The organism is Streptomyces sp. O3, assembly GCF_054788135.1.
In genome coordinates this window covers 37,527-61,530 of record NZ_JBTVYK010000013.1, presented here as the reverse complement: position 1 = coordinate 61,530, position 24,004 = coordinate 37,527, and the positions used below count along the sequence as shown (strand labels likewise).

Below are 24,004 nucleotides of genomic sequence, written 5' to 3'. Positions count from 1 at the left end.
AGAAAGGCGTGATCCCAGGTAAGCCCCTCTTCCGCCCACGGGGAAGAGGGGCTTACCTCTGGGTATTCCCGGAGAGTCGAAGGCGTGCACGTGCAGCTGCAGATGCATTCGCGCAGGCCGTGACCGAGAACGGACGACCAATTTCCGGTTCTACTCGACCCGTTGGCGAGCGATCAGTAGCCTCGGCTCGAACACCGGCACGCCTATTCGTTGGAGACACCATGGAGCGACCCGCCTGGGCCCCCCAGGGCATCGACATATCGATACCCAGTGTGGCCCGCGTATACGACTACTACCTGGGCGGTTCGCACAACTTCGAGGCGGACCGCGAGGCGGCCCGCAAGGCCATGGAATTCATGCCGGGGCTCCCCAAGATCATGCAGGCGAACCGCGCCTTCATGCGGCGGGCCGTGCGCTACGCGGTAGGCGAGGGCGTCACCCAGTTCCTGGACATCGGCTCCGGCATCCCCACCTTCGGAAACGTCCACGAGGTCGCCCAGGGCGCGCACCCCGGCGCCCGCGTCGTCTACGCCGACCACGACCCGGTCGCGGTGGCCCACAGCCGCGCGGTCCTCGACGGCAACCCCGACGCCTCGGTCGTCGTCGGTGACCTCAGAAAGCCCCAGGAGATCCTGAGCAGCGTGCCGGTGACCGAACTGCTCGATCTGGACCGGCCGGTGGCGCTGCTGCTGGTCGCCGTGCTCCACTTCGTCGAGGAGGCGGACGACCCGTACGCGGCGGTCACCGCACTGCGCGACGCGCTGGCGCCCGGCAGCCTGCTGATCCTCACCCACGCCTCGTTCGACGGAATCCCGCTCCCCGAGGAACAGGCCTCCGGGGCGGTCGGTGTATACAAGGACATCCGCAATCCGCTGATCATGCGCTCGCGCGACGCGATCGCGAGATTCTTCGAGGGGTACCAGATGGTGGAACCGGGACTGGTGTCGATCGCGCGCTGGCGGCCGGAGGCACCGCTCGATCAGGAGGACCCCTTCGCCTTCTCCGGCTATGCCGGTGTGGGGCGCACCGCGTGAACGAGGAGCAGGACGGGGCGGAGGGGAGACTGCGCCGGTTCGCCACGATCTGGAGCCGGGCGATCTTCCCCGTCACGGCGACGTCGCTGACCCGGCAGGAGTGCGAGGAGCAGCTCCTGCCGCACGCCCGTGTGCTGCGTGACGCCCTGACGGCCCGCGCCTTCGACGCGGCCACCGGGCACGCGGTGGGCGCCGCGCTGGTCGACACGCACTGCACCGACCCCGAGGCCCTGAGCCGCACCCTTGAGGTCGTCGACGCCTATCTGGTGCTGTACTGCGGCGGCGACGGCGCCCCGCACGAGCTGCGGGCCCGCTGCTCCCGGCTGCAGCACGCGGTCGCCGCCGGTTTCGCCCAGGCGCTGCGCGAGCGTACGCTGGCCGAGCAGGAGGCGATCTCCCGCGCCGCGCAGGACGCCCGGCACGCCGTCGCCGAGGCGCTGCACGCCAGCGAGGCACGCTTCCGCGCGGTCTTCGAAGGCGCCGCCATCGGCATCGGCATCGCCGATCTGGACGGAACGGTTCTGCAGGTCAATGACGCCATGCTGCGGATGTTCGGCGGCGGTGTGGACAAGTACTTCCGCGGCCGCAAGGTCAGCGAGTGGACGCACCCGGACGACGCCCCGCAGGTGTGGCGCCTGTACGAGGAGCTGGTGCGGGGCGAGCGCGACTCCTACCGGGTGGAGAAGCCGTACTACCGCCAGGACGGCACCGTACTGTGGACCAATCTGACCGTTTCGCTGCTGCGGGACGCCGACGGCAGGCCGCGGTACCAACTGGCGCTGATGGAGGACACCACCGAGCGCCGCCTGCTCAATCTGCGGCTGCGTTACGAGGCGACGCACGACGCGCTCACCGGACTGCCCAACCGCACCCTGTTCTTCGAGCGCCTGGAGAAGGCGCTCGCCGGGGCCGACGGCCAGCGCTTCGGCCTGTGCTACCTGGACCTGGACGGCTTCAAGACCATCAACGACAGCCTTGGCCACGCGGCCGGCGACCGGCTCCTGGTGGAGGTCGCCGACCGGCTGCAGACCTGCGCCACCGCGCCGGGCGAGATGGTGGCCCGGCTCGGCGGCGACGAGTTCGTCGCCCTCACCACCGGACCCGACACCGCGCGCGAGGCCGGCGAACTCGCCGGGCGCATCCTCAGCGTGCTGGCGACCCCGGTCCGCATCGAGGGCCGGGAACTGACCGTCCGCGGCTCCATCGGCATCGTCGAGGGACCCGCGGGCGAACGCACCCCCGCCGAGGTGCTGCGCAGCGCCGACATCACGATGTACCGCGCCAAGTCGGCCGGCGGCAACCGCTTCGAGGTCGCCGACCCCAAGGTCGACGCCCGCACCATCACCCGGCACGCGCTCACCACGGCGCTGCCCGCCGCGCTGGAGCGGGGCGAGTTCTTCATCGAGTACCAGCCGCTGGTGCACCTCGCCGACGGGAACGTCCGCGGCGCCGAGGCCCTGGTGCGCTGGCTGCACCCCCAGCACGGCGTGCTGGGTCCCGACCGGTTCATCCCGCTGGCCGAGGACACCGGGCTCATCGTGCCGCTCGGGCGCTGGGTGCTCGACGAGTCGGTACGCCAGGCCCACGACTGGCACCAGCGGCACCTGCCCGACGGCCCGGTGCGGATCAACGTCAACCTGTCGCCCTGTCAGCTCCACCACCCCGGCCTGGTGGCCGACACGGTGGAGATCCTGGAGCGGGTCGGCCTGGAGCCCGGCGCGCTCTGCCTCGAAGTGACCGAGTCGGCCCTGATCGGCGCGGACGACGATCTGCTCAAGCCCCTGCGCCTGCTGTCCGAGATGGGCGTCAACATCGCCCTCGACGACTTCGGGACCGGCTACTCGAACCTGGCCAACCTGCGTCGGCTCCCGGTCAGCCAGCTCAAGCTCGACCGCTCGTTCACCCAGGGCATGCAGCACTGTCCCGCGGACCAGGTCGACCTGAAGATCGTCGAGGGGATCGTGTCCCTGGCGCACAGCCTGGACCTGTCGGTGACGGTGGAGGGCGTGGAGACCGGAGCGCAGGCGGACCAGCTGCGCCGCCTCGGCTGCGACACGGCCCAGGGCTGGTACTACGCCAGGCCGGGCCCGCCGGACCGGCTGCACACCCTGGCCCTGGTGGACGCGGTGAGCTGACCCGGCCCGCCCGCCGAGCGGCGGGGCCCGGCCGTCCTACGAGTCCGCTGTGCGCAGGGCGCGCGCCAGATACGGGGCGGTGCGGCTGCCCGCCGTCCGGGCCACGTCGGGCGGCGGACCGCAGGCGACGACGCGGCCGCCCTCGTCGCCGCCTCCGGGGCCGAGGTCGATCACCCAGTCGGCCGCCGCCACGACGTCCATGTCGTGCTCGACGACCACCACCGAGTGGCCCGCGTCCACCAGGCCGTGCAACTGCCGCATCAGCACCTCGACATCGGCTGGGTGCAGCCCCGTCGTCGGCTCGTCCAGGAGGTACAGGGTGTGGTCGCGGCGCACCCGTTGCAGCTCGCCGGCCAGCTTGATGCGCTGCGCCTCGCCGCCCGACAGCTCGGTGGCGGGCTGCCCGAGCCGCAGATAGCCGAGGCCCACGTCGAGCAGCGCCCGCAGGCTGCGGGCCGCGGCCGGGGTGTCCGCGAAGAACTCCGCCGCGGCCTCCACGGTCAGGCCGAGTACCTGGGCGATGTCACGCCCCCGGTAGGTGACCTCCAGAGTCTCGGGCAGATAGCGCGCGCCCGCGCAGTCCGGGCACGGCGCGTACGTGCTGGGCAGGAACAGCAGCTCCACGGAGACGAAGCCCTCGCCCTGGCAGGTCTCGCAGCGGCCGCCCGTCACGTTGAAGGAGAACCGCCCGGCCCGGTAGCCGCGTGCCCTGGCCTCGTCGGTCCGCGCGAACAGCCCGCGCACCACGTCGAACAGGCCCGTGTACGTGGCCAGGTTGGACCGCGGCGTACGCCCGATGGGCCGCTGGTCGACCCGCACCACGCGCCGTACGGCGTCCGCCCCGCCGATGCCGCCGATGCCGCCGGGCCCCGCGGGCGGCGCGCCGGGGACCCGCTCGTCGTCGTGCTCCGCCAGCAGCTCCGGCAGCACCCGCCCGACCAGCGTCGACTTCCCCGACCCCGAGACGCCCGTCACGGCGGTGAGCACCCCGAGCGGGAAGGACGCGTCCAGGCCGCGCAGGTTGTGACACGTGACACGGGTCAGTTTGAGCCAGCTCTCCGGGGCGCGTACCGGGCGCGGCGGCGCGGGCTCGACGTCGAAGAGGAAGCGGCGCGTCGCGGACTCGGTCACCCCCGCCAGGTCGGCCACCGGGCCGCTGTGCAGCACCCGCCCGCCGTGCTCGCCCGCGCGCGGGCCCACGTCCACCAGCCAGTCCGCCTGCCGTACCACCTCCAGGTGATGCTCCACGACGAACACCGAGTTGCCCGCGGCCTTCAGCCGGTTCAGGACCGTCAGCAGCGCCTCGGTGTCCGCGGGGTGCAGCCCCGCGGACGGCTCGTCCAGCACGTACACGACCCCGAAGAGACCCGAGCGCAGCTGGGTCGCGAGCCGCAGCCGCTGGAGCTCTCCGGCGGACAGCGTCGGCACCGGCCGGTCCAGGGACAGATAGCCGAGACCCAGCTCCGTGACGACCTCGATCCGGGCCAGCAGATCGGCGGCCAGCACACGCGCCGTCTCGGTCCCGCCCGCCGCTGCCGGGTCCTGTCCCGGACGGGCGGGGCCCCGTACGGGCCCCAGCAGCCCGGCGAGCGACGCGAGTGGCAGCGCGGCGAGTTCGGCGATCGTCCGGCCCGCGAAGGTGACGGCCAGGGCGTCGCGGCGCAGCCTGCCGCCGCCGCACTCCGGGCAGGGGGCGTCGCGCAGAAACCGCTCGGCCCTGGCGCGCAGGGTCTGGCTCCTGGAGTCCGCGAACGTCTTCAGCACGTACCGCCGGGCGCTCATATAGGTGCCCTGGTACGGGCGTTGGATACGGCCCGCGTCGCGCACCGGGTGCACCGTGACCACCGGCTGCTCGTCGGTGAACAGAATCCAGTCGCGGTCACGCTGGTCCAGCTCACGCCAGGGCCGGTCGACGTCGTAGCCGAGCGCGTCCAGTACATCGCGCAGGTTCTTGCCCTGCCACGCGCCCGGCCAGGCGGCGACGGCCCCGTCCCTGATCGACAGCGAGGGGTCGGGGACCAGCAGCTCCTCGCTCGTACGGTGCACCCGGCCGAGCCCGTGGCACTCCGGGCACGCCCCGGCGGCGGTGTTCGGCGAGAAGGCGTCCGAGTCGAGCCGTTCGGCGCCCTCGGGGTAGTCGCCCGCCCGCGAGAACAGCATCCGCAGCGAGTTGGACAGCGTGGTCACGGTGCCCACCGAGGACCGTGAGGTCGGCGCCGAACGCCGCTGCTCCAGCGAGACCGCGGGCGGCAGCCCGGTGATCTCGCCGACCTTGGGCGCCCCCACCTGGTGGATCAGACGGCGGGCGTACGGCGCGACGGACTCGAAGTACCGCCGCTGCGCCTCCGCGTAGATCGTGCCGAACGCCAGCGATGACTTCCCGGACCCCGAGACCCCCGTGAAGACCGCCAGCACATCACGCGGAATGTCGACGTCGACCCCGCGCAGATTGTGCTCACGCGCACCGCGGACGCGCACATACGGGTCGTGAGGGCTGTGCATCGGGACTCTCCGTGGTGCGACCGGGGACAAACTCCACGATTCTAGGCAGAGGTCAGGCCCGCCAGCCGGGCCAGGCCGCGGTAGGAGTCCAGGAGGGCGTCCCGGTCGTATGCCGACGTGGTGACCAGTACCTCGTCCGCGCCGCTCGCCGCGATCAGGTCGTCGAGCTTGGCGGCCACCTGGTCCTCGGTGCCGTACAGCTGTCCGCGCAGCCCCGACTCGTACAGTTCGCGCTCCTTGGCGGTCATCTCCCGCGCCTCGGTCTCCTCGGCCGGGGCGAGCGGCGGGAAGACGCCGTGGGTGCGCGAGTACGCCAGCGACCAGGCCTCGGGAACCAGCAGCCGACGGGCCCGCTCGGCGGTGTCGGCGACCGCGACGTTGCCCGAGATGACCACATACGGCGCGTCCGCCCAGCGGGAGGGCCTGAAGCCCTCACGGTACCGCGCGATCGCGGCCAGCATCCGGGTGCGGCCGCGCAGGTCGCCGATGACCAGCGGCAGCCCGTGCTCCGCCGCGAGGTCCGCGCCCGCGCCGGTGGCCAGGATGTACGGCGGTATCCGCAGGCCCTCGGCCGGGTGGGCGTGCACCCCGGCGTACGTACGCTGCTCGCCGGAGAGGAAGCCGAGCAGCAGCCGCAGCTGCGCGCCGAAGTCCTCGGCGTCCTCCTTGTCCCGGCCCAGCGCCTTGCGGATCAGCCCGGTGAAGCCGACCGAGCGGCCGAGTCCCATGTCGATCCGGCCGGGGAACAGCGACTCGAGCACCCCGAACTGCTCGGCCACCACCAGCGGCTGATGGTTGGGCAGCATCACGCCGCCGGTGCCGACCCGGATCGTGGACGTGGCGGCGGCCACGGCGGCCGCGAGCACGGTCGGGGCAGACCCGGCGACGCCCGGCACGCTGTGGTGCTCCGACACCCAGAAGCGGTGATAGCCGAGCGCCTCGGCCTGCTGGGCGAAGCGCACCGTGTCGCGCAGCGCCTGCGGGGCGTCGCCGCCCTGGCGGGTGCGGGAGCGGTCCAGGACGGAGAAACGGGCCTTCGGGATCACTGGGGTCACCTCAGGTTCAACGCCTGGCGGCGCCGGGGATTCCCGGCCCCACGCCCTAAGACCCGGTCGTAGGGTGGTGGCCATGGATCACGCGCAGCGGCCGCTGGCCGTGTTCGATCTGGACAACACCCTCGCGGACACCGCACACCGGCAGCACTTCCTGCGGAGCAGGCCGCGCGACTGGTCGGCGTTCTTCGCGGCCGCGCCCCAGGATCCGCCGCTGCGGGAGGGCGTCGAGCTGGCGCTGAGCAGCGCCGCCGAGTGCGAGGTCCAGTACCTCACCGGCCGCCCCGAGCGGTGCCGCGCGGACACCCTGGCCTGGCTGGAACGGCACGGTCTGCCAGCGGGCCGGGTGTGGATGCGCCGCAACGACGACCGCAGACCGGCCCGGCACACCAAGCTCGCGATCCTGCGCCGCCTGGCCCGCGGCCGCGAGGTGCGGATGCTCGTGGACGACGACGAGCTGGTGTGCGACGAGGCCGAACGGGCCGGGTTCGCCGTCGTACGGGCCCGCTGGGCGACCGAGTCGGCGGCCCTGACCGAGGCCCAGGAGCGAGACGGCCGCACCTAGACCGCCGAAGCCGCCGAAGCCGTCGAGCCGCTGGGCAGTCGGGCAGTCGCGCCGCGCTGGTTCGGCTACTCCTCCGCGCCCTCCAGGCGGAAGCCCAGCTTCAGGCCCACCTGGTAGTGCTCGATGGCGCCTTCCACGATGTGGCCGCGGACCTGTGTGACCTCGAACCAGTCCAGGCCGCGCAGCGTCTGCGACGCGCGGTCGATGCCGTTGCGGATGGCCTGATCGACGCCTTCGTGTGAGGTGCCGACGATCTCGGTGACCCGGTAAGTGTGGTGGGACATGGGAGCCGTACTCCTTCACTCGCTGGTCTCTCCACGGTGCCCCAGAGGGGCGTGGTGCGCGAGGCGATGGCGTCCGCCGGCCGGGAAAGAGCGGGCCAGACCCCTTGACCAGTTCATTGGTACATACCAAAATCCAGCCACACCCGATCAAGCGCACACGCCGCTTTCCACGTCGGGCGATGCTCCATGTCCGCGGACCCAAGGGTGACCCACGTGTTCTCACAGCGATTTCTCGCCACCTGCCTGGCTCTCGTCACCACGGTCACGCTCGGGGGCTGCGGGCTGCTGCCCGGCGCGGACGAGAAGCGGGACACCGTCACCGTGTGGCTGATGAAGGGCAGCGCGTCGGACGGATTCCTGGAGCGGTTCACCGAGGCGTTCGAGCGGGAGCACCCCGGCCTCTCGCTGGACGTCCAGATCCAGGAGTGGACCGGCATCGGCGCCAAGGTCTCCGCCGCCCTGGCGGACCCCGACGCGGCCGCGCCCGACGTCATCGAGGTCGGAAACACCCAGGTCGCCCGGTATGTGGGCGATGACGGTCTGCTCGACCTCACCCTGGAGTCCATGCGGGACTTCGGCATGGACGACTGGCTGCCCGGCCTCGCCGAGCCCGGCAGCCACCGCGGGGCCCAGTACGGGATCCCCTGGTACGCCGCCAACCGTGTCGTCATCTACGACAAGGAACTCTTCGCACAGGCCGGGATCACCGAGCCGCCCGCCACCCGCGCCCAGTGGCTGCGTGACACCGAGCGGCTCAACACGGGGCCGAACCAGGGGATCTACCTCGCCGGACAGGACTGGTACACGCTCGCCGGGTTCATCTGGGAGGAGGGCGGTGAACTCGCCGAGCAGAGCGCGGGCGGCTGGCGGGGCGCCCTGGACAGCCCCGCCGCGCTGCGCGGCATGGACTTCTACCGGAAACTGCAGGCGCTCGGCCAGGGGCCCAAGGCCGCGGACGAGGAGGACCCGCCGCAGGCCGGGGTCTTCGCGAAGGGCGGGGTCGCGCAGATCATCTCGGTCCCGTCGGCGGCCACCCTGATCGAGGAACAGAACCCCGCGCTCAAGGGCCGACTCGGCTTCTTCCCCGTCCCCGGCAAGCGTGCGGACCGGCCGGGCGCGGTCTTCACCGGCGGCTCCGATCTCGTCGTGCCCAAGCACACCGACCAGCAGCGCGGGGCCGTCGCGGTGGTCGAGGCCCTGGCCGGAAAGGAGTGGCAGATCGAACTGGCCCAGGAGATGAACTACGTACCGAACAAGACCACGCTGGCCAGCGCCGTCGCGGGCGAGGAGGCGGTCGCGGCCATGGCGGCGGGCGCCGCGCGCGGGCGCGCGACGCCTCCCTCGCGGCGGTGGGCGGCCGTCGAGGCGGACAACCCCATCAAGCGCTATATGACGGACGTGCTGATCGGCGGCGACCCGGAGCGCGAGGCCGCCGAGGCTTCACACCGGATCACCGAACTCCTGGCCGACAACCAGTCCTGACGGCAGACAGCAGGCGGCAGGCGGCAGTCGGCAGGCGTCAGCCGCGGGCGAGCGACAGGGCGAACCTGCCCGCCGCGTCCGTCCACCACCGCACGGGTTCCAGACCCGCGGCGGTGAGCTCGGCCCGGACCCGCTCCTCGCGGAACTTCGCCGACACCTCCGTACGCAGCTCCTCGCCCGCGGCGAAGTCGACCGCGAGATCCAGCGCGGGCACCTTCACCGACAGGGCCCTGCGCGCCCGCAGCCGCATCTCGATCCACTCCCGGTCGGCGTCCCAGCGTGCGACATGGTCGAAGGCGTCGAGGTCGAAGTCGGCCCCCAGTTCCCGGTTGACGACCCTCAGGACGTTCTTGTTGAACGCGGCGGTCACCCCGGCCGCGTCGTCGTACGCGGCGACCAGCCGTGTCTCGTCCTTGACCAGGTCGGTGCCGAGCAGCAGCGTGTCACCAGGGTCGAGCAGGTCCCGTACCGACGCCAGGAACGCGGCCCGCTCGTCGGGCAGCAGATTGCCGATCGTCCCCCCGAGGAACACCACGAGCCGGGGCCCCGGCGTCCGCGGCAGCTCAAGACCGTGGGTGAAGTCCGCGATCAGGGCGTGCACGTCGAGCCCCGGACGCTCGGCGGCCAGGGCTCGCCCGGCCTGTTCCAGGGCGCTGGCGCTGACGTCGACCGGCACATAGGCGTCCAGGGCGGGCAGCGCGTCCAGCAGGTGCCGGGTCTTCTCGGACGAGCCTGAGCCCAGCTCGACCAGGGTGCGGGCTCCGGACACGGCGGCGATCTCCGGTGCGCGGTCGCGCAGGATCTCCCGCTCGGCGCGCGTCGGGTAGTACTCGGGCAGTGCGGTGATCTGCTCGAACAGCTCGCTGCCCTGGGCGTCGTAGAACCACTTGGGCGGCAGCGTCTTGGGGTCCTGGGTCAGTCCGTGCAGCACATCGGCGCGCAGCGCGGCGTCGGTGGCGTCGTCGGGCAGGGTGCGGGTGAGGTGGAACGGACTCACGCCAAGGGCTCCTTGGTGGGTACGGGCAGGGCGGTCTCGCAGGGTTCTTCGGGCGCCGCGGCGGCTTCCTTGAGCGGTGTCAGCAGTACGCCGGACAGGTCAGCGGCCAGCAGGGTGCGGTCGGGGACCTCGCGCCAGCGCGGGTCGTCGTCGTACGGTTCCGACGCCACGACGGTGCTGTGGCCCGGAGTGCGCAGATACCAGAGACTGTCGCCCCAGGCGGTGGCGGCGATCGACGCGCCGTCGGTCAGCAGGAGGTTGAGCCGCGAACCCGGCGCGGCGGCCGCGACGTCCCGGACCGTGTCGGCCAGGGCCTGCCCGGCGCCGGTCCCGGTCTCAGCACCGGCACTGATACCGGCGCCGGCATCGGTCTCGGTGGCGGCCCGCAGCCGGTGCAGCACCAGCTCCCAGACCAGGGCCGCGTCACAGCGGGCCTCCAGCGCGAGCAGCCGCTCGGGCGGCAGCGCGGCCGCGACGGCGGCCAGCGAGCGCGGCCAGCCGGACACCGCGCCGTTGTGGCTGAACAGCCAGCGGCCCGAGGCGAACGGCGCGGCCGCCGCCTCGCCGTCCGGGCTCGCCACGGTCGCGTCCCGCACCGCGGCGAGCACGGCCCCGCTGGACACCACACGGGCCAGGTCGGCGAACGAGGCGTCGGCCCACACCGGACCAGCCCTGCGGTACCTGGCGGGCGCCGGGTCGCCTTCGGCGTACCAGCCGACGCCGAACCCGTCGGCGTTGACCGTCCCGTGCCGCTGCCCGCGCGGCGCCCAGGACTGCCGGTACAGGCTGTGCGGCGGCCGCACCAGGAGCTCGCCGAGCGGCGTCGGCGGGCCGAGATAAGCGAGGTGACGGCACATCAGCTGTGCCCTCCCGTCGCCGGTTCCGCGTCCCGCGCGGTGCGGAAACCGGAGAAGATCTGCCGCCGGACCGGATAGTCCCAGTTGCGGAACGTGCCACGGCAGGCCACCGGGTCGACCGCGAAGGAGCCGCCGCGCAGCACCTTGTGGTCGGGGCCGAAGAACACCTCCGAGTACTCCCGGTACGGGTACGCGGCGAACCCTGGATAGGGCAGGAAGTCGCTCGCCGTCCACTCCCAGACGTCGCCGATCAACTGGCGTACGCCGAGCGGTGACGCGCCCCGCGGATAGCTGCCCACGGGCGCCGGACGCAGATGCCGCTGGCCCAGGTTGGCCCGCTCGGGCGTCGGGTCCGTGTCGCCCCACGGGTAGCGCAGCGAACGGCCCGTCGCAGGGTCGTGCCGGGCCGCCTTCTCCCACTCCGCCTCGGTGGGCAGCCGCCGCCCAGCCCAGCGGGCGTAGGCGTCGGCCTCGTACCAACTCACGTGCAGCACCGGCTCGTTCGGCGGCACCGGCTCGGTTGTGCCGAACCGGCGGCGCAGCCACTGCCCGCCCTCGCGACGCCAGAACAGCGGGGCCTGGACGCCCTGCCGCCGGATCAGCTCCCAGCCCGCCGGATCCCACCAGCGCTCCCGCGCGTACCCGCCGTCGGCCATGAACTCCAGGTACGCGGCACAGGTCACCGGGGTGGTGTCGATCCAGTACGGGGCCACGTCGCGGCGGTGCGCCGGGCGCTCGTTGTCCAGCGACCACGGCTCGGCCGATGTGCCCATCGTGAACGGGCCGCCGGGAACCAGGACTTCGCGCGGCAGCGCGCTCTCCGCGGACGCTGGTGCGGGGTCGGGGTCGGGGGCGGTCAGCGCGGCGGGGCCGCGGCGCAGCTGGTGGGTGATGAGCATCGTCTCGTCGTGCTGCTGCTCATGCTGGGCGATCATGCCGAAGGCGAAGCCCGCCTCAAGCAGCCCGGTCCCCTCCAGCTCGGTGTGCTCCAGCAGGTCCAGCACCCGGCCCCGGACCTCCGCCGCGTACCGCCTGGCCTCGTCCGGCGGCAGCAGCGGCAGCGTGGGGCGCTCGGCGCGCGGGTGCTCGAAGGCGTCGTAGATCGAGTCGATCTCCGGGCGCATCGGCTCCCGCCCGGCGACGGCGCGCAGCAGCCACTGCTCCTCCTGGTTGCCGATATGCGCCAGGTCCCATACCAGCGGTGACATCAACGGCGAGTGCTGCGCGGTGAGCTGGTCGTCCTCCACGCAGCCGGTCAGCAGGTCGGTACGGTCGCGGGCGGTGTTGAGCGCGGCGACGGCGCCCGCGCGCAGCGCCTCGGGGTGCGCCGGGCTCTCGAAAGCGGTGGTCACGGTTGCCTCCCGGATGCTCGGTCCAGCAGATCGTCGGCGGGGCAGCGCCCCCGTTCCACATAGCGCTCCTGGAACGCCCCGACGGCGTCCCGCACGGACGCCGGGACGCCGCGCCTGGGCAGGGCGTCCAGGGCCGCCGTGAAGCAGCCCGCGGCGGCGTCGCGCAGCTCGGGGTCGGCCAGGCCGTGGCGCGCCGCGTCCAGCCACAGCGCGTCGCGCGGCGCGGTGACCGTCGAGTCCCCGGCGGCGGTGGCGCGCTCCGCCAGGGGCTTGACGACGCGGTAGGCGTGCTCGGTCGCCTCGGGGTCGTCGAACAGCGCGTCCACGACCGCGAGCGGCACCACCCAGCCGTCGTCGCCGGGCTGGGCGTCGATCATGCGGAGTTCGAGATGTCCGCGTGGCCGCACGGGCGGGAACAGGGTGGTGAGGTGGTAGTCGAGATCGGCGCGGGTCGGCGGCCGCGGCAGCGCGCCGCGCAGCCAGTCGCGGAACGTCAGCCCCCGTGGCACCGGCCACGGGGCCTCGGGCGTGCGCACGCACATCACCGGCGCGTCCAGCGCGTGCCGGGTCCACGCGGACCTGGGCTCGTCGTCCAGCGGCGGGGCCGCCGACCGGCCCGGCTCGATCGCCGCCCACACGGCCTGCCGGGTCGACCGCCAGCCGGTGGGACGCCCGTTGTCCAGCGGCGAGTTGGCGAACGCCGCCACCAGCACCGCGCCCAGCAGATGCGCGAGCCGCCAGCGCCGCGCGTGGCCGCGCGGCCCCGGCTCCTCGAAGCCCGCGTCCACACAGACCTGCACGGAGGCCGTGGAGCACATCATGGCGCGGCCCGCGGGGCCCGTGCGGTCGAGGCAGGTCTCCATCGCCTCGTACCGCGGTTCGCGCAGCAGACGGCGCGGGGGGTGCCAGGGGTCCTGCCCGGCGCCGGTGAGGCCGAGCCCGAAGCTGCCGAGCGCGGCGCGTACCCGCTCCAGATCGGCGGTGACGGCGGCGAGGCACTGGGCGGGGGACGCGGCGGGCAGTGAGCTGAGCTCCAACTGGCCGCCGGGTTCGACCGTGAGGGCCGAACCGAGGGGGAGGGCGCGTACCGCGTCGTAGGCCGCGGCGCGTCGGTCGGGTGATACGGGGAGCCGCGGTTCCCGCAGCTCGTGGACGAGCCATTCCAGTTCGACGCCGAGAGTGCGAGGGGGGCCGGTCTTGAAGCAGATCCCGTGGACCAGCGTCTGTGCCTCGCCCTCGCTCACCTTTCGGTGACGCTCCGTGCAGTCGGCCTCTGTCATGGCCGAACGCTCCTTCCGAAGACCAGCGGAGAGCACGCCGACGGGACGGGACACGGGTGACCCGCACCGACGCACGCCTCGTCCACCCAAGACGTTCGGGAAGCTTCACACAAGACCGCCTCGGGCGCACCGGAATTGTTCCGCGCCACCCGACACCGAGGACACCGAGGTCGCGCCCGGCGCGGTCCCGCGGTCCCGCGGTCCACTGCCCAACGGTAACCAGTCCCGGTCGTTCTCGCGCGGCGATCAGTACCGGGCGGTGAACTATGCCGTGCGTGCGTCCCTTTCGCCTGGCGCGTCCGGAGGGCCCGGCGTGTCGGCCGCGCCTGGCGTAGGCCAGCGCTCGTACCACCGCTGGTCCGCTTCCAGCTGCGCGGCCAGCGATATCAGCAGCGGCTCGCAGTTCGCGGGGCCCAGCAGCTGCGCCCCCACCGGCAGCCCGCCCGGCGTGAACCCCGCGGGCACGCTGACGCCCGGCCAGCCGAGCACGTTCCACGGCCAGGCGTACGGGCAGGCGGCGATCATCGCCTGGTCGGTACGCCAGCCGCTCAGGCCCTCGAACGCGCCGATCCGCGGCGGGGGAGCGGCCGTGGTCGGGGCGAGGACCACGTCGTACGTACGGAACAGCGCGCCGACCCGCCGGTGCAGCGCCGCCTCGGCCCCGCGGGCCAGCCGCAGCGGCGCCCCGCCGAGCGTCCGGCCGAGCCTGGCCGCCTGCCTGGTGCGCGGGTCGAGCAGCGAGGGGTCGGGCACCCGCGCGGCCCACTCGGCGATGCCCGCGGTGGCGCGCGGCACGAACGCCAGGCCGATCTGCCCGTAGCGCGGATCGGCCTCGTCGACCTCGTGGCCGAGCGCGGCCAGCCGGTCCGCGAGCCGCAGCACGGCGGCCCGGACTCGGGGGTCCAGGCGCGCTCGCGTCGCCGTGAACGGCGGCCGCAGCGAGAGCGCGATCCGCAGCCGTCCGGGATCGCGGCCCACCGCGTCGCCGAGCCGCAGGGCGGGCGGCCGGTGCAGGTCGCCGGGGTGGCTTCCGCTCGCGCAGTCGAGCAGCAGCGCCGCGTCCTCGACGCTTCTGGCCAGCGGACCGTTCACCGTGATGCCCTGGAACGCCTCCGGGTGCGGCCAGGTCGAGATCCGGCCGCGCTGTGGCTTGACGCCCACCAGATGGGTCCAGGACGCGGGTATCCGCACCGACCCGGCGCCGTCGGAGCCGAGCGCCGCCGCCACCAGGCCCGCCGCGACCGCCGCCGCCGAGCCGCCCGACGAACCGCCGGGCGTGTGCCCGGTGTTCCACGGGTTGCGGGTGTCGCCGAAGGCCGGGCCCTCGGTGAACGGCCACTGTCCCAGCTCACAGGAGTTGGCCTTGCCGACGATCACGGCTCCGGCCGCGCGGAGCCTGCGGACCGCCTCGGCGTCCTCGCGCTGGGGCGGGAAGTCGCCGCGACAGCCGAACGCGGTGGGCTCGCCCGCCACGTCCAGGTCGTCCTTCACCGCGACCGGCACCCCGAGCAGGGGCTTCCGCTCGCCCGCGGCCAGCCGCCGGTCCGCCGCGTCGGCCTCCGCGAGCGCCGCATCCGTACGCACCCGCCGGAAGGCGTTCAGCGTGGGCTGCGAGGCCTCGATCCGGGCCAGCGCCTCCTCGACCAAGATCCGGGACGAGGTCGTGCCGTCGGCCAGCGCCCTGGCGGTCGCGGCGAGGCCCGCCGCGCGGTCGGGAGTCACGGGGGTCATACGGAACACCTCTCACCCGGGGGCCGGTTCGCGTCCACGCACGCCAGTTCGGGCGCGCGCACGGTGGCACGCACGGTAGCGGCCGACGGCGCGCCGCGGTACGCCGACGGCGCGCCGCGGTACGCCGAGGGCGCGCCGCCTGCGGCGTGCTTCGGATTCCGTCGTGGAAACGGCCCCGGTCCGGTGCGCGGCCGCCGCCGTCTGCGAGGATGCGAGACGTCATGGCGCAGATACCGAAGCAGACACCGCAGCCGTCCGCGCGGCGGCCCGCGCCGCGGCCGCCCGCGCCGGGCCCCGTGCCGACCAGCGCCGACGTGGCCCGTCTCGCCGGTGTCTCGCGCGCGACCGTGTCGTACGTCCTGAACAACACCGAGGCCGTGCGGATCAGCGAGCCCACCCGCCGCCGCGTCCGCGACGCCGCCGAGGAACTCGGCTACGTCCCGCACGCCGCCGCCCGCAGTCTGCGCGCCGGGCACAGCCGGATGGTGCTGATGCCCACGCCGGAGGCCCCCGTCGGGCCGCGGTACGGCCACTTCATCAGCGAACTCCACTGGGCGCTGCGCCGCCTGGACTACACCGTCGTCCACCACGGCAGCGTCGGCATGCGCGGCGACGAGGCCGCCCGCGCCTGGGCCGAACTGCGCCCCGTCGCCGTCCTGGCGCCGGGCACGGGGCAGCTCACGCCGCGTGGCGTGAACCTGCTCAAGCGCTCCGGCACCAGGGCCGTGCTGACCCTCGGCCCCGAGCGGGTGGACGGCGCGCACGCGCTGCTGATGGACCAGCGCGAGATCGGCCAGCGCGCGGGGGCGCACCTGCTGGCGCGCGGCCGCCGCCGGATCGGCGTGGTGATCCCCGAAGAACCGGGCCTGGGCACGCTGTCGGGGCCCCGGCTGGACGGCGTACGCCAGGCCGTCGCGGGCACCGAGGCGCGGGTCTCGCCGCTGCGGCTCGGCTACACGGAGCGGTCGGCGGCGGCGCTCGCGGCGCGCTGGCGGGGGCTGGGCCTGGACGCGGTGTTCGCCTACAACGACGAGTACGCGATGCTGCTGACACGGGCGTTGCAGGACGAGGGGATCGCCGTACCGGCCGACACGGCGGTGATCGGCGCGGACGATCTGCTGCTCGCCCGTCTGCTGCGGCCGCGGCTGTCGACGGTCCGGCTGGACCTGCTCTCCGGCGAGCGCCTCGCCGAACTGGTGGACCGGGCGGTACGGGATCCGGGCGGCCCGCCGCGGACGCACCCCGTGCTGACGACGAGCCTCGTCGCGCGCGAGTCCAGCTGAGACGCGCACCTCGGCTCCAGCTGAGACGCGAACCTCAGCCCCGGATCCCGGCCCTGGATCGCCCGGATCCCGGCCCGATACGGGGAGATCAACCGGCCGTTGACACGCACCGTCCGCACCCAGAGACTCGACCCAGGGCCAGACCCTAGCCGTCCGACAACCGCCAGGAGCCCGCAGGATGAGCACCAGCCCCCGCGTGCGCGACGTCTACGTCGTCGACGCCGTCCGCACCCCGATCGGCAAGTTCGGCGGCGGCCTCGCCTCGGTACGCCCCGACGACCTCGCCGCGCACGTCGTCCGCGCCCTCGTCGACCGCACCCCGGAGCTGGACCCCGCCCGCATCGACGACGTCGTGTTCGGCGACGCCAACGGCGCGGGCGAGGACAACCGCGACGTGGCCCGGATGGCCGTCCTGCTGGCCGGACTGCCCGTCTCGGTGCCCGGCGTGACCGTCAACCGCCTTTGCGGCTCAGGCCTTGAGGCGGTGATCCAGGCGGCCCGCGCCATCGCGCTCGGTGACGCGTCGGTCGCCGTCGCGGGCGGCGTCGAGTCCATGTCCCGCGCCCCCTGGGTCCTCCAGAAGCCCGAACGCGCCTTCCCGGCGGGCCATCAGCAACTGCACTCCAGCACTCTCGGCTGGCGCATGGTCAACCCCAGGATGCCCGCGGAGTGGACCGTCTCGCTCGGCGAGGGCGCCGAGCTGATCGCCGACAAGCACGGCATCACCCGCGAACAGCAGGACGCCTTCGCCCTCGCCAGCCATCAGAAGGCCGCCAAATCCTGGGCGGAAGGCCGCTACGACGGCGAGGTCGTCCCGTACGACGGCAGCGAACCGGCCCGCGACGAGTGCGTCCGCGAGAACACCGACCTGGCCGCGCTCGCCCGCCTGAAGCCCGCCTTCCGCACGGACGGCGGCACCGTCACCCCCGGCAACTCCTCGCCCCTGAACGACGGCGCCGCCGCGCTGCTCCTCGTCGACGAGGAGGGCCTGCGCGCCACCGGCCGCGAGCCGCTGGCCCGCGTGAGCGCCTCCGCCGTCACCGGCATCGAGCCGCAGCTCTTCGGCCTCGGCCCGGTCGACGCCGTACAGCGAGCCCTGGCCAAGGCCGGGCGGTCCTTCGGCGAGCTGACCGCCTTCGAGCTGAACGAGGCCTTCGCCGCCCAGGCGCTCGGCTGCCTCGCCGCGTGGCCGGACCTGGACCCGTCCGTGGTGAACCCGCGCGGGGGCGCGCTCGCGCTCGGCCACCCGCTCGGCGCGTCGGGGGCCAGGCTCGCCGGGTCGGTCGCCCACCAGCTGGCCGCGGCGGGCTCGGGTACAGGTCTCGCCGCGCTCTGCATCGGCGTCGGCCAGGGGCTCGCCCTCGTACTGGAACGCTGAGGGCGCGCCGAGTCTCTCCCCCTGCTCCTGCCCTACTCCTTGCCCTGCTCCTTCTCCTGTGCGGCGGCGATGCGCTCGCGGACCTCGTCCATGTCCACGTTCCGGGCCTGCGCGATCACGTCCTCAAGCGCCGACTCCGGCAGCGCACCGGGCTCGGCGAAGATCGCGACCTGGTCCCTGATGATCGCCAGCGTCGGGATCGACTGGACGCCGAAGGCCTGGGCCAGCTCCGGCTGCGCCTCCGTGTCGACCTTGCCGAAGACCAGGTCGGGGTGGCGCTCGGACGCGCCCTCGTAGACCGGACCGAACTGGCGGCACGGGCCGCACCACTCCGCCCAGAAGTCGATCATGACGAAGTCGTTCTCCGACACGATCGCGTCAAAGTTGTCCTTGGTGAGTTCCTGGGTGCTCACTGCTCTCCTACCTCTTCCGGGCGACGTCGTCGTAGGCGCCCGCACAACCCCGGCGGCGGATCCGCTATTCCGGGTCGCTGTTCCGGGGCGCTGTTTCCGGGCCACTGGTCCGGCTGCCCCCTGTGGCCGTGGCGCACACCTACGGGAAGACTGGCTGATATGGGACAGCGACACGGACAGGAACACGCACCAGCCGCCACCTACGACGTCATCGTCATGGGCGCGGGCCCCGTGGGCGAGAACGTCGCCGACCGCACCCGCGCCGCCGGTCTGAGCACGGCCGTCGTCGAGAGCGAGCTGATCGGCGGCGAGTGCTCGTACTGGGCCTGCATGCCGAGCAAGGCGCTGCTGCGCCCGGCCATCGCCCGTGCGGACGTCCGTGCGGTGCCGGGCCTGGAGGAGGCCGCGCGGGCGCCGCTGGACGCGGCCGCGGTACTCGCCCACCGGGACCAGGCGGCCGCGCACTGGAAGGACGACGGCCAGGCGGGCTGGCTGGACTCCGTCGGCGTACGGATCTACCGCGGCCACGGCCGGATCACCGGACCCCGGCAGATCGCGGTCACCAGCCCGGAGGGCGACCACCACGCGCTCGAGGCCCGGCACGCGGTCGCCGTGTGCACCGGCAGCAGCGCCGTGGTGCCCGACCTGCCGGGCGTCAAGGGCGCCAAGGTCTGGACGAGCCGCGAGGCGACCAGCGCGCACCACGTGCCGGGGCGGCTCGCGGTGGTCGGCGGCGGGGTCGTCGGCGCCGAGATGGCCACCGCCTGGCAGGCGCTCGGCTCGCGGGTGACCCTGCTGGCCCGCGGCCCGCGCCTGCTGCCCCGGATGGAGCCGTTCGCCGGGGAGCTGGTCGCCGACGCGCTGCGCGACGCGGGCGCGGACGTACGGACCGGGACCTCCGTGACGTCGGTGGCGCGCCAGTCGGACACCGTCACGCTCACGCTGGAGGGCGGCGACCTGGTCGAGGCCGACGAGGTGCTGTTCGCCACCGGGCGCGCACCGCGTACGGACGGCATCGGCCTGGACACCGTCGGCCTCACGCCGGGCGCCTGGCTCACCGTCGACGACAGCTGCCGGGTCGAGGGCAGCAGCTGGCTGTACGCCGTGGGCGACGTCAACCACCGGGCGCTCCTCACCCACCAGGGCAAGTACCAGGCCCGGATCGCCGGAGCCGCGATCGCGGCGCGCGCCCAGGGCGTGCCCCTCCTGGAGTCCGACGCGTGGGGCGCGCATGCCGCGACCGCCGACCACGCCGCCGTGCCCCAGGTGGTCTTCACCGACCCCGAGGCGGCGGCCGTCGGTCTGTCGCTCGCCGAGGCCGAGGCGGCGGGGCACCGGGTCCGCGCCGTCGACTACGACCTGGGCGCGGTGGCGGGCGCGGGCCTGTACGCGCGCGGCTACCGGGGGCGGGCCCGGATGGTGGTGGACCTCGACCGGGAGATCCTGCGCGGCGCGACCTTCGTCGGCCCCGGCGTCGGCGAGCTGCTGCACGCGGCGACGGTCGCGGTCAGCGGTGAGGTGCCGATCGACCGCCTCTGGCACGCGGTCCCCGCGTTCCCGACGCTGAGCGAGGTCTGGCTGAGACTCCTGGAGACCTATCGGGGCTGACGAGGCGAGACCTGCTGAGGCGGACGGGGCGGAGACCTGCCGAGGCTGACGGGGCGGAGACCTGCCGAGGCTGACGGGGCCGGACGAGTCGCGGGCTGGACAGCGAGATCCACGGGAAAGTAAGTTAGGTAAGCCTTACTTAACCTGGAGGGGTGCTCGGATGAATGCAGCAGACACGCGCGCGGCCCGGCCGACCAGTGGCGAGCGAGTCAGGACGGTCGTGGCCGCCGCCGGATCGCTGACGGTGGTCACGGACCGGTGCTCCAGTGAGCTGGCGGGTGTGCACACCCTGGACGACCGGGGGCGGCTGCTGCTGCGCGTGCCGGACGACTGCGCGCTGGCCGCCGAGGTCGCCCTCGCGCCGCGCGGGATCGTGGCCGCCGTACTGAAGTTCACCGACATCGCGCCCACCGCCGTACGCGACCGAGTGCGCGCCCGCGTGCTGCTCACCGGCTGGCTCACCCCGGCCGACGGGAGCTCCGGGGAGTCCGGCGTCGAGCTGCGCTGCGACGTCGCGCACGCCGAACTCGAAACGGCCGAGGGCGCGGTGACCGTCGGACTCGACGAACTCACCCTGGGCGACGCCGATCCGCTGGCCGCCTACGAGGCCGACATGCTCACCCATCTCGTCGACGGGCACGGCGATGTCGTGGCCCATCTCGCCCAACTGGTGGACCCGCGGCTGCTGGGAGGGGCGCGGCGAGTGCTCCCGCTGGCCCTCGACCGGTACGGGGTGACGCTGCGCCTGGAGCGCTCCGACGCGTACGACGATGTACGGCTGCCCTTCTCCGCCCCGCTGGACACCGTGCTGGAAGCCGGAGACCGGGTCCAGGAACTGCTCATCGCCGCGAGCTCCTGCTGCGAGCGGCGCGGCGGCTGCGGCGGCTAGGAGGCGCGGCGGGGGGGGCGTGAGGGGCGGCGGAGCCCTGCGCCGCGGGGGCCGTCAGCGGGCGGGGCGCGCGTGCAAGCGGCGTAGCAGAGAGCCGAGTTGAGCGCGCTCCGCGATGCTGAGCGGAGCCAGCAGGTCGTCGTCGACGCTGGAGATGTCCGAGTTGAGGGAGGCCAGGGCGTGCCGCCCGTCCGGCGTCAGCGCGACCTCGATACGGCGGCGGTCGGCCGTGTCGCGCGTACAGCTGACACAGCCCGCCTTCTCCAGGTCGTTCACGATTTTGACCAGATCGCTGGGGTTCATATCCAGCCGGGCCGCCAACTCCCCTTTGGACTGCTGGCCGAGCGAGGCCAGCAGGTCCAGCACGGTCAGATGCCACAGCCGCAGTCCGCGGGCCCGCAGCCGCTCTGTGAGCCTGCGGCGCGCGTCCTTGCCCGCGGCGTACATGAGGTACGCGTTGAGGCCGAGTATGCCCCGTGCGTCCCGTGCGTCCCGTGCGTCCCGTGCATCCTGAACATCCTGTGCGTCCTGTGCGTCCTGTGTGTCCATCGCGTGTCCTCCGGTCCGGTCGGCCCCGGTCGGGGCGTTCGCGCGTCCACGGGTGCGGAAAGGAGCGCCGCCGCGCGGATCACATGACCGGCGCGGCGGCGTACAGCGGAACTTCACACGTCAGGAGTCAGGCGCGGCTGGTGAGGTAGCCGCCCATCGACGTGAAGTAGTCGGTCGCGGGCATCTCCTCGCCCTCCTCGGTGCGCACCCGCGTGATGGCCAGGCCGTGGTTCCGGCCGGTGCGGGCGTCGGCTCCGGCGACGATCACCACGCCCTCGCCCTCCCGGTAGAAGATCCGTCCCGGCGTGCCGCCGTAGCGGCCCTGCGACACCACCGCCGACACGACCTCCAGGCGCTTGCCCTTGTGATAAGTGAAGGCGCTCGGGTACGGGGCGGACTGGGCGCGCACCAGACGGTCGAGGTCCGCCGCGGGCCAGTTCCAGTCGATGCGGATGTCCTCGGCGGACCGCTTGTGGAAGAAGGTCGCCTGGGACCGGTCCTGCGGGGTGAACTCGGCCTTCCCGGACGCGATGAGGCCGAGCGCGCCGGTGGTGACCGGGGCGATCAGGTCGACCGTCTTGTGGAAGAGGTCGGTGGCGGTGTCCCTCGGCCCGACCGTGACCGCCTGCTGCATCACGATGTCGCCCGCGTCGAGCTCGTCGTCCATCATGTGCGCGGTGACGCCCACTTCGGGCTCGCCGTTGATCAGGGCCCAGATCAGCGGCGAGAAGCCCGCGTACTTGGGCAGCAGCGAGTCGTGCACGTTCAGCGTGCCGTGCCGGGGGAGACCGAAGATGCGCGGGGGGATCCAGGTCCGCCAGTTGTTGGCGACGATGATGTCCGGATCCGCTTCCTTGAGCCGCGTGAACAGCTCCTCGTCGTCGGGGCGGTTGCGGATCAGGACCGGTACGCCGTGCTCCTCGGCCAGGTCGGCGACCGAGTCGCTCCAGATCTTCTCGTACGCGTGCTCGCTCTTGGGATGCGTCACGACCGTCACCACGTCGTGCTCGGAGTCCAGGAGAGCGCGCAGGGTGCGGTGCCCCCAGGTCTGATAACCGAACATGACGACCCGCATGGGGTTCCTCCTCAGGGCGACGACGGGGAGCGATTAGTAAAGCAAGGCTAGCCTAAGTTCGCAACCTCGACAGCGTGGCTGAATTAGGTTAGCTTTCCCTAAGTTCCGCCCGCCCCGCAGATGGGAGTGACATGTCACAGGCTCTTCCTGACGACGCACCACCGATCCACGACCTCATCGGGATTGGCTTCGGCCCGTCCAATGTGGCCATGGCGATAGCGCTCAGCGAGCACAACGCCCGCGTCGGCAGGCAGGAGGCGGTCACCGCTCACTTCTTCGAGCGGCAACCGTGTTTCGGCTGGCACCGCGGCATGCTCATCGACGACGCCACGATGCAGGTCTCCTTCCTCAAGGACCTGGTGACGCTGCGCAACCCGTCCAGCGAGTTCAGCTTCCTCTGCTACCTCCAGGCCAAGGGGCGGCTGGTCGACTTCGTCAACGGCAAGAACCTCTTCCCGCTCCGGGTCGAGTTCCACGACTACTTCGAGTGGGCCGCCGCCCAGGTGGACGACATGGTGTCCTACGGGCACGAGGTCGTCGCCGTGCGGCCGGTCGTCCGCGACGGCGTGGTCGAGTACGTGGACGTCACGGCCCGCTCCGGGGCGGAGACGGTAGTCCACCGGGCCCGCAACCTGGTCATCGGCACCGGCCTGCAGCCGCGGATGCCGGAAGGCGTCGAGCGTACGGACCGGATCTGGCACAACTCCGAACTGCTGGCCCGCGTGGACGAACTGGACGGTTCCGACCCGTCCCGCTTCGTCGTGGTCGGCGCCGGGCAGAGCGCCGCCGAGAACGTGGCGTATCTGCGCCGCCGCTTCCCCGACGCAGAGGTTTGTGCCGTATTCTCCCGGTACGGATACAGCCCCGCCGACGACAGCAGCTTCGCCAACCGGATCTTCGACCCGGACGCGGTGGACGACTACTTCACCGCCCCCGACGAGATCAAGCGCAAGCTCATGGACTACCACGGCAACACCAACTACGCCGTGGTGGACATCGACCTGATCGACGACCTGTACCGCCAGGCGTACCGCGAGAAGGTCCTGGGCAGCGAGCGGCTGAGGTTCCTCAACGTGTCCCGGCTGACCGACGTCGTCGAGACCCCGGACAAGGTGCGCGCCACCGTCGAGTCCCTGGTCACCGGAGAACGCACCCCGCTGGACGCCGACGTGGTCGTCTACGCCACCGGCTACCGGTCCCCGGACGCCCTCGGACTGCTCGGCGACGTCGCGGACCGCTGCCACCGTGACGACCAGGGGCGGGTCCGCGTCGAGCGCGACTACCGCGTCGCCACCGACGCCGAACTGCGCTGCGGCATCTACCTCCAGGGCGGCACCGAGCACACCCACGGCATCACGTCGTCGCTGCTGTCGAACACCGCGATCAGGGTCGGCGACATCCTGGAGTCCATCGTGGACCGGGGGCGGCAGCCCGCCCCGGCGCACTCCGAGAGCGCCGCCGACGAGATCAGCACCCCGCTGTAGCCCGGCGCGCACCGCTCTCCCTCCTCCCCATAAGCTCCACCCCGCTCAGTGAAA

Annotated in this window: 20 protein-coding genes; 9 read left to right on the top strand and 11 right to left on the bottom strand. The window is 73.1% G+C overall.

Annotated elements, in window-relative coordinates; translation table 11 throughout:
* Window positions 1-221: 221 nt before the first annotated feature.
* Both ACX6XY_RS09070 and ACX6XY_RS09065 read left to right on the top strand, forming a co-directional pair.
* A complete protein-coding gene (locus ACX6XY_RS09070) occupies window positions 222-1,034 on the top strand; it encodes an SAM-dependent methyltransferase (RefSeq protein WP_460328093.1) in 813 nt (270 codons plus the stop codon).
* Window positions 1,031-3,169 (top strand): putative bifunctional diguanylate cyclase/phosphodiesterase, encoded by a 2,139-nt coding sequence (locus ACX6XY_RS09065; RefSeq protein ID WP_460328092.1) that lies wholly within the window; start codon window positions 1,031-1,033, stop codon window positions 3,167-3,169. Before ACX6XY_RS09070 ends, ACX6XY_RS09065 begins: the two co-directional genes overlap by 4 nt.
* 36 nt (window positions 3,170-3,205) lie before the next feature.
* On the opposite strand, the gene ACX6XY_RS09060 is transcribed toward ACX6XY_RS09065, so the two are convergent.
* Window positions 3,206-5,671 (bottom strand): excinuclease ABC subunit UvrA, encoded by a 2,466-nt coding sequence (locus tag ACX6XY_RS09060; RefSeq protein ID WP_460328091.1) that lies wholly within the window; start codon window positions 5,669-5,671, stop codon window positions 3,206-3,208.
* A 41-nt stretch (window positions 5,672-5,712) separates the two neighbouring features.
* Window positions 5,713-6,717, bottom strand: a complete 1,005-nt coding sequence (locus tag ACX6XY_RS09055; protein WP_460328090.1) for an LLM class flavin-dependent oxidoreductase — start codon at window positions 6,715-6,717, stop codon at window positions 5,713-5,715.
* An 82-nt stretch (window positions 6,718-6,799) separates the two neighbouring features.
* Between ACX6XY_RS09055 and ACX6XY_RS09050 the strand changes: the two genes are divergently transcribed.
* The gene (locus ACX6XY_RS09050) at window positions 6,800-7,288 is read left to right on the top strand and encodes a phosphatase domain-containing protein (RefSeq protein WP_460328088.1); all 489 of its coding nucleotides are present in this window, start codon (window positions 6,800-6,802) and stop codon (window positions 7,286-7,288) included.
* A 65-nt stretch (window positions 7,289-7,353) separates the two neighbouring features.
* Here ACX6XY_RS09050 and ACX6XY_RS09045 read toward each other — a convergent pair whose 3' ends face one another.
* Complete coding sequence (locus ACX6XY_RS09045) at window positions 7,354-7,572, bottom strand: dodecin (RefSeq protein WP_460328087.1); 219 nt, start codon at window positions 7,570-7,572, stop codon at window positions 7,354-7,356.
* Between the two features lie 186 nt (window positions 7,573-7,758).
* On the opposite strand from ACX6XY_RS09045, the gene ACX6XY_RS09040 reads away from it, so the two are divergent.
* Complete coding sequence (locus ACX6XY_RS09040; protein ID WP_460328086.1) at window positions 7,759-9,054, top strand: extracellular solute-binding protein; 1,296 nt, start codon at window positions 7,759-7,761, stop codon at window positions 9,052-9,054.
* Window positions 9,055-9,091: 37 nt separating this feature from the next.
* Here the strand turns inward: ACX6XY_RS09040 and egtD are convergent, their stop codons facing one another.
* From egtD to ACX6XY_RS09015, 5 genes are all read right to left on the bottom strand, one after another.
* The gene (gene egtD, locus ACX6XY_RS09035; protein WP_460328085.1) at window positions 9,092-10,051 is read right to left on the bottom strand and encodes an L-histidine N(alpha)-methyltransferase; all 960 of its coding nucleotides are present in this window, start codon (window positions 10,049-10,051) and stop codon (window positions 9,092-9,094) included.
* Window positions 10,048-10,908: an ergothioneine biosynthesis protein EgtC gene (gene egtC, locus ACX6XY_RS09030; RefSeq protein ID WP_460328084.1), complete on the bottom strand. Its 861-nt coding sequence runs from the start codon at window positions 10,906-10,908 to the stop codon at window positions 10,048-10,050. The genes egtD and egtC overlap by 4 nt, the downstream gene beginning before the upstream one ends.
* The gene (gene egtB, locus ACX6XY_RS09025) at window positions 10,908-12,260 is read right to left on the bottom strand and encodes an ergothioneine biosynthesis protein EgtB (protein ID WP_460328083.1); all 1,353 of its coding nucleotides are present in this window, start codon (window positions 12,258-12,260) and stop codon (window positions 10,908-10,910) included. Before egtB ends, egtC begins: the two co-directional genes overlap by 1 nt.
* On the bottom strand, window positions 12,257-13,540 hold the full coding sequence (gene egtA / locus ACX6XY_RS09020; protein ID WP_460328082.1) for an ergothioneine biosynthesis glutamate--cysteine ligase EgtA: 1,284 nt from the start codon (window positions 13,538-13,540) through the stop codon (window positions 12,257-12,259). Before egtA ends, egtB begins: the two co-directional genes overlap by 4 nt.
* Window positions 13,541-13,804: 264 nt before the next feature.
* On the bottom strand, window positions 13,805-15,262 hold the full coding sequence (locus ACX6XY_RS09015) for an amidase (RefSeq protein ID WP_460328142.1): 1,458 nt from the start codon (window positions 15,260-15,262) through the stop codon (window positions 13,805-13,807).
* 230 nt (window positions 15,263-15,492) lie between these two features.
* On the opposite strand from ACX6XY_RS09015, the gene ACX6XY_RS09010 reads away from it, so the two are divergent.
* Window positions 15,493-16,554 carry a LacI family DNA-binding transcriptional regulator gene (locus ACX6XY_RS09010; RefSeq protein ID WP_460328081.1) on the top strand — a complete coding sequence of 354 codons (1,062 nt, stop codon included), beginning with the start codon at window positions 15,493-15,495 and terminating at the stop codon, window positions 16,552-16,554.
* Window positions 16,555-16,732: 178 nt separating this feature from the next.
* On the top strand, window positions 16,733-17,932 hold the full coding sequence (locus tag ACX6XY_RS09005) for a thiolase family protein (RefSeq protein WP_460328080.1): 1,200 nt from the start codon (window positions 16,733-16,735) through the stop codon (window positions 17,930-17,932).
* A 32-nt stretch (window positions 17,933-17,964) separates the two neighbouring features.
* On the opposite strand, the gene ACX6XY_RS09000 is transcribed toward ACX6XY_RS09005, so the two are convergent.
* On the bottom strand, window positions 17,965-18,345 hold the full coding sequence (locus ACX6XY_RS09000; protein WP_460328078.1) for a thioredoxin family protein: 381 nt from the start codon (window positions 18,343-18,345) through the stop codon (window positions 17,965-17,967).
* 159 nt (window positions 18,346-18,504) lie between these two features.
* On the opposite strand from ACX6XY_RS09000, the gene ACX6XY_RS08995 reads away from it, so the two are divergent.
* Window positions 18,505-19,953, top strand: coding sequence for a dihydrolipoyl dehydrogenase family protein (locus ACX6XY_RS08995; protein ID WP_460328077.1), 1,449 nt, complete (start codon window positions 18,505-18,507; stop codon window positions 19,951-19,953).
* A 160-nt stretch (window positions 19,954-20,113) separates the two neighbouring features.
* Entirely contained in the window at window positions 20,114-20,842 is a 729-nt protein-coding gene (locus tag ACX6XY_RS08990) for a DUF2470 domain-containing protein (protein WP_460328076.1), read from the top strand.
* A 54-nt stretch (window positions 20,843-20,896) separates the two neighbouring features.
* Here ACX6XY_RS08990 and ACX6XY_RS08985 read toward each other — a convergent pair whose 3' ends face one another.
* Both ACX6XY_RS08985 and ACX6XY_RS08980 read right to left on the bottom strand, forming a co-directional pair.
* The gene (locus ACX6XY_RS08985; protein WP_460328075.1) at window positions 20,897-21,391 is read right to left on the bottom strand and encodes a MarR family winged helix-turn-helix transcriptional regulator; all 495 of its coding nucleotides are present in this window, start codon (window positions 21,389-21,391) and stop codon (window positions 20,897-20,899) included.
* A 127-nt stretch (window positions 21,392-21,518) separates the two neighbouring features.
* The gene (locus ACX6XY_RS08980; RefSeq protein ID WP_460328074.1) at window positions 21,519-22,466 is read right to left on the bottom strand and encodes a methionyl-tRNA formyltransferase; all 948 of its coding nucleotides are present in this window, start codon (window positions 22,464-22,466) and stop codon (window positions 21,519-21,521) included.
* 131 nt (window positions 22,467-22,597) lie between these two features.
* Here ACX6XY_RS08980 and ACX6XY_RS08975 point away from each other — a divergent pair, with 131 nt between their 5' ends.
* Window positions 22,598-23,950, top strand: a complete 1,353-nt coding sequence (locus ACX6XY_RS08975) for a lysine N(6)-hydroxylase/L-ornithine N(5)-oxygenase family protein (protein WP_460328073.1) — start codon at window positions 22,598-22,600, stop codon at window positions 23,948-23,950.
* Window positions 23,951-24,004: the final 54 nt, after the last annotated feature.